Source organism: Nocardioides sp. (genome assembly GCF_031422975.1).
GTDB lineage: Bacteria > Actinomycetota > Actinomycetes > Propionibacteriales > Nocardioidaceae > Nocardioides.
On sequence record NZ_JANPEO010000529.1, the window covers coordinates 1 to 5,059 of the forward strand.

At 71.5% G+C, this 5,059-nt stretch carries 7 protein-coding genes; 2 read left to right on the forward strand and 5 right to left on the reverse strand.

What is annotated here, in order from left to right:
* Window positions 1–120 precede the first annotated feature (120 nt).
* Window positions 121–624, forward strand: coding sequence for a hypothetical protein (locus tag RMO85_RS15755; RefSeq protein WP_310529670.1), 504 nt, complete (start codon window positions 121–123; stop codon window positions 622–624).
* Window positions 625–642: 18 nt separating this feature from the next.
* Here the strand turns inward: RMO85_RS15755 and RMO85_RS15760 are convergent, their stop codons facing one another.
* A complete protein-coding gene (locus tag RMO85_RS15760) occupies window positions 643–1,563 on the reverse strand; it encodes an NAD(P)-dependent oxidoreductase (RefSeq protein WP_310529671.1) in 921 nt (306 codons plus the stop codon).
* Window positions 1,564–1,658: 95 nt separating this feature from the next.
* Here RMO85_RS15760 and RMO85_RS15765 point away from each other — a divergent pair, with 95 nt between their 5' ends.
* The gene (locus RMO85_RS15765; protein ID WP_310529675.1) at window positions 1,659–1,916 is read left to right on the forward strand and encodes a class I SAM-dependent methyltransferase; all 258 of its coding nucleotides are present in this window, start codon (window positions 1,659–1,661) and stop codon (window positions 1,914–1,916) included.
* Window positions 1,917–1,920: 4 nt separating this feature from the next.
* On the opposite strand, the gene hisH is transcribed toward RMO85_RS15765, so the two are convergent.
* The 4 genes from hisH to hisD all read right to left on the reverse strand — a co-directional run.
* Entirely contained in the window at window positions 1,921–2,574 is a 654-nt protein-coding gene (hisH, locus tag RMO85_RS15770) for an imidazole glycerol phosphate synthase subunit HisH (protein WP_310529676.1), read from the reverse strand.
* Entirely contained in the window at window positions 2,571–3,188 is a 618-nt protein-coding gene (gene hisB, locus RMO85_RS15775; RefSeq protein ID WP_310529672.1) for an imidazoleglycerol-phosphate dehydratase HisB, read from the reverse strand. The genes hisH and hisB overlap by 4 nt, the downstream gene beginning before the upstream one ends.
* The gene (locus RMO85_RS15780; protein ID WP_310529673.1) at window positions 3,185–4,291 is read right to left on the reverse strand and encodes a histidinol-phosphate transaminase; all 1,107 of its coding nucleotides are present in this window, start codon (window positions 4,289–4,291) and stop codon (window positions 3,185–3,187) included. Before RMO85_RS15780 ends, hisB begins: the two co-directional genes overlap by 4 nt.
* On the reverse strand, window positions 4,288–5,059 hold a 772-nt coding region (hisD, locus tag RMO85_RS15785), incomplete at its 5' end, for a histidinol dehydrogenase (protein WP_310529674.1). The genes RMO85_RS15780 and hisD, both read right to left, overlap by 4 nt.

Below are 5,059 nucleotides of genomic sequence, written 5' to 3' on the forward strand. Positions count from 1 at the left end.
CGACACCCTGGACGAGCTGGACGGCCTGCCCGCCCTTGATGTCCACCGCGGGCAGGAGTTCGAGGTAGTCGCTCATGGGTCGATCCTAGGAGCCGCCGGCGGACCCGGCAGACTCATCCCATGATCGGCGATCGCTGGGGCGTCACGGACGCGGAGACGCGTGAGCCCTATCCCTGCGACGACTTCGTGAAGTCGCCGAGCCTCGTCGCGTGGCGAGGTGTCACCGTCGACGCGAGCCCGGACGTCGTGTGGGCGCGCGTCAAGCAGGTGCGCCTGGCGCCGTACTCCTACGACCTGATCGACAACCTCGGTCGCCACTCGCCGCCCGAGCGGCGTGACCTGCCCGATCCCGTCGTCGGGGATCGGTTCACCCGGGCGTTCGGGCGCGACCAGGGCACGGTCGTGGCCATCGAGCCCGGCGTCCACCTGACGGCGCAGATCATGGGAGCCCACATGTCGTACGCCGTCCGCGGCCACGGGTCGCAGACGCGGCTCCTGCTCAAGGTGACCGCCGCGACGCGCTCCCTGCTCGCCCCGGCGCTCTGCCTGGGTGACCTCGTGATGGCGCGCAAGCAGCTGCTGCGGCTGGCGGCGCTGGCCGAGGCGGACGAGCGAGCCGGCTGATCCGGCCGTTTGCTCCGCTCAGCTGCGCAGACCCACCTCGAGCTCGCTCAGTGCGTCGGCGAGGTCCACCTTCGGCTGCCAGCCCCACCGGCGCGCGCGATCGGCCCGGATCTGCCCCGTCCACGCCGGCTTGTCCTCCCACACGGGTTCCACCCCGAGGGCCCTCGTCACGGCGCCGTAGTAGTCCCGCTGCGTCGCCCGCCCGCTCGCCACGTTGACGACCGTGCACTGATTCGCGACCGGCGCCGTCTCCGGGTCGTCGGACGTCGCGATGGCACCGACGGACACGTCCGCGGCCACTGCGGCCAGGTCATCGACGTGCACCCAGGCGAACGTCTCCTCCGGCACCGCGTGCCGCGCGCTCTCGTCGTCTCGCAACTGCGCCGGGACTCGCGAGTTCCACACCGATGAGTCGCCGGCGCCGAGGATCGCCGGGGGCCGCAACAGCACCCTGGTCATCCCCCGGATCTCGGCCAGCGCCGCGTCGAGGTCGCGCTTGATCACCGAGTAGTCGCCCGCGTCGTCCGGCACCAGGGCCGCATCCTCATCCACGTCGCCGACTCCTGGCGCGCGGTCGTAGACCGCGGCCGTCGACACGTGGACCATCATGGGCACCCCTGCTGTCGCCGCGGCGTTGGCGATGACCAGCGTTCCCTGAAGCCCCACCGTCCGCTGACTCGACGCGTCGCCTCCCAGGGGGTGCACGGTCGTGATCAGCGCATCGGTTCCAGCTACCACGGCATCGGCGAAGGCCGGGTCCGCGAAGTCACCGACCCGCTCGAAGACCCCGGGGAGGACGGGCGCCGTTCCGGCGCACCGCACCACGGCAAGGACCGTCGCCTGTCTCTCGCTGAGCGCGGCCACGATGCGGCTCCCCACCAGACCGTTGGCTCCGGTGACCACGACGACGGGGCCGGACGACATGCTCGAGGAAGTCATGACTCCACGATGGCAGGCACCCCCTGGCGCTGTCGTGGGCCTGGACACCGGGTTCCGGCAGGCGGACCCGAGGTCGCCCAGGTCCGCGTGCCGCCATTTGGCACGATGGCGACACGGCTGGGTGCGGAAGCGGGGCCGAGGCACTGTGGCTGGCGTCCCACGGGTGGCGGGTGACCGCGGCCGACATCTCGTCCGAAGCCCTCGACAGCGCGGCCGAGCTCGCAGCCTCGTTCGAGGGCGGCGCGCCGGTGCACTGGGTCGAGGCCGAGCTGACCACCTGGGAGCCGGGCGTGCAGTTCGACCGCGGCCCGCCTCCCCCGGCGACCCGTCGGGCCGAACCGTCGGAGCGCTGAGCACCTACCCCCCGGACGGCAGTGACGCGACCCAGTTGCGGAGCAGAGCCGCGCCGGCGTCGCCGGACTTCTCGGGGTGGAACTGGGTCGCCGACAGCGGTCCGTTCTCCACGGCGGCCACGAACCGGTCGCCGCCGTGCTCGGCCCACGTCACGAGCGGCTCCCTGGTGCGATCGTTCGTGACGAGGTCCCAGCTGCGGGCGGCGTAGGAGTGCACGAAGTAGAAGCGTTCGTCCTCGACGCCGGCGAACAGCGACGACCCGTCAGGGACGGCGACCGTGTTCCAGCCCATGTGCGGCACGACGGGCGCCTCCAGGCGGGACACGGTCCCGGGCCACTCGTCGCAGCCCTCGGTCTCGACGCCGTGCTCCACGCCGCGTGCGAAGAGGATCTGCATGCCGACGCAGATGCCCAGCACCGGCCGGCCACCGGCGAGGCGGCGGCCGATGATGCGGTCGCCCTTGACCGCGCGCAGGCCCTCCATGCACGCGGCATAGGCACCGACGCCGGGCACGATCAGCCCGTCGGCGTCGAGCGCGGTCTGGAAGTCGTCACTCAGGATGACGCTCGCGCCGGCCCGTTCGGCCGCGCGAACGACCGAGCGGAGGTTGCCGGAGCCGTAGTCGAGGACGACGACGACGGGCTCATGGGTACTCAGAGCGTGCCCTTGGTCGACGGCACGCCCTGCTCACGCGGGTCGAACGCGATCGCGTCACGGAACGCCCGCGCGAAGGCCTTGAACTGCGCCTCCACCAGGTGGTGCGGATCGCGGCCGGACAGCACGCGGACGTGCAGCGCGAGGTGGGCGTGGAAGGAGATGGTCTCGAAGACGTGGCGCGTCAGGGAGCCCTGGTAGGCGGCACCGTCGGCGCCGGCACCACCGATCGCGACGTAGATCTGACCCTCGGGCTCACCGGTGTGCACGCAGTAGGGACGGCCGGAGACGTCCACGACGGCCTGCACGAGCGCCTCGTCGAGCGGCACGGTCGCGTCACCGAAGCGGCGGATGCCGACCTTGTCACCGAGTGCCTCGCGCAGCGCCTGGCCCAGCACGATGGCGGTGTCCTCGACGGTGTGGTGGGCGTCGATGTGGGTGTCGCCGTCGGCGTGCACCGTGAGGTCGACCAGGGAGTGGCGCGCGAACGCGGTGAGCATGTGGTCGTAGAACCCGACGTTGGTGGTGATCTCGGAGCGCCCGGTGCCGTCGAGGTCGACCTCGACCTTGATCTGTGACTCCGAGGTCGCCCGCTCGAGGCTGGCAGTGCGGCTCATGTGTTGTCCCTCATCGGCTCAGTCTTCATCACGGTGGTCAGTGCGTCCTTGAATGCGGTCATCTCGTCCGCGGTGCCGATCGACACCCGCAGCCAGCCGTCGGGCCCGGTCTCCCGGATCAGCACGCCGTGCTCCAGCAGACCCTGCCAGACAGCATGCCGGTCGGCGAACGTCCCGAAGAGCACGAAGTTCGCGTCGCTGTCCGCGACCTCATGTCCCTGGTCGCTCAGCCATGCCACCGTGCGATCGCGTTCGGCCCGGATCTCGGCCACGTTGCCCAGCAGTTCCGGAGCGTGCCGCAGGGCCGCCAGCGCCGACGCCTGGGTGACGGCCGAGAGGTGGTACGGCAGCCGCACCACCCGGATCGCGTCGCAGATCGCCGGGTCCGCGGCGAGGTAGCCGAGCCGCGCACCGGCCAGCGCGAAAGCCTTGCTCATGGTCCGGCTGACCACGAGGTTGCGGTGCTCGGGCAGCAGCTCGAGCGCGCTCGGCGTGCCGGAGCGGCGGAACTCGCCGTACGCCTCGTCCACGACCACGATGCCGTCACCTGCGGCCTCGCAGAGCATCGAGACGGCCTCGGGCGGTAGCGCCGTGCCGGTCGGGTTGTTCGGCGACGGCAGCAGCACGACGTGCGGCCTCGTCCGAAGGATCAGGTCGCGCGCGGAGTCGAGGTCGAGGGAGAAGTCCTCGGCGCGGTGACCGACCACCCACCTCGTCATCGCGTTCCGGGCGTACTCGGGATACATCGAGTACGTCGGCGCGAAGCTCAGCGCCGTCCTCCCCGGCCCGCCGAAGGCCTGCAGGATCTGCAGCATCACCTCGTTGGAGCCATTGGCCGCCCACACCATCTCGGGCGTGATCCCGCGGCCACCGGACGTGTTGAGGTAGGCCGCCAACGCCTCGCGCAGGGCAGTGAACTCGCGGTCGGGGTAGCGGTTCAGCGTGACTGCCGCCTCCGCGACGGCAGCCGCGATGTCGGCCACGGCCTCGGGCGAGGGGCCGTAGGGGTTCTCGTTGACGTTGAGCTGGACGGGCACGTCGAGCTGCGGGGCGCCGTAGGGCTCGATACCGCGCAGCTCCTCCCGGATCGGAGGGAAGGTCACGTCGGGTCCCCCGACACGTCGCGGAGGTCGAACCGCACCTTCACGGCCGCACCGTGGCCCGGGAGGTCCTCGGCCTCGGCGAGGGTGACGACGTGGTCGGCGACCTCCGCCAGCGCGTCGCGGGAGTAGTCGATGACGTGCACGGACTTCAAGAAGGCGCGCACCGAGAGGCCGCTGCTGTGGCAGGCGCAGCCGGCGGTCGGGAGCACGTGGTTGGAGCCGGCGCAGTAGTCGCCGAGGGAGACCGGCGCGAAGGCCCCCACGAAGACGGCGCCGGCGTTGCGGACCCGGGCCGCGATCTCGCGCGCATCGCGCGTGTGGATCTCGAGGTGCTCGGCCGCATAGTCGTTGACCACGTCGAGTCCCTGCTCGAGGTCGTCGACGAGCACGATAGCGGACTGCTGCCCGGACAGCGCGGTCTGCACGCGGGCGGTGTGCCGGGTGGCGAACACCTGCTTCTCGAGCTCGGCGTCGACGTCGTCGGCGAGGCTCAGCGAGTCGGTGACGAGCACCGACGCGGCCATCGGGTCGTGCTCGGCCTGGCTGATCAGGTCGGCAGCGACATAGGCGGCGTCCGCCGTGTCGTCGGCCAGGATCGCGATCTCGGTCGGGCCGGCCTCGGAGTCGATGCCGACGACACCGCGCAGCAGGCGCTTGGCAGCGGCGACATAGATGTTGCCGGGGCCGGTCACCAGGTTGACCGGACGGCACGGACCGGCGCCGTAGGCGAACATGGCGATGGCCTGGGCCCCGCCGACGGCGTAGACC

Coding starts and splice junctions, on each gene's coding strand:
- RMO85_RS15755 (WP_310529670.1), top strand. CDS start 121: ATGATCGGCGATCGCTGGGGCGTCACGGACGCGGAGACGCGTGAGCCC.
- RMO85_RS15760 (WP_310529671.1), bottom strand. CDS start 1,563: ATGACTTCCTCGAGCATGTCGTCCGGCCCCGTCGTCGTGGTCACCGGA.
- hisB (WP_310529672.1), bottom strand. CDS start 3,188: ATGAGCCGCACTGCCAGCCTCGAGCGGGCGACCTCGGAGTCACAGATC.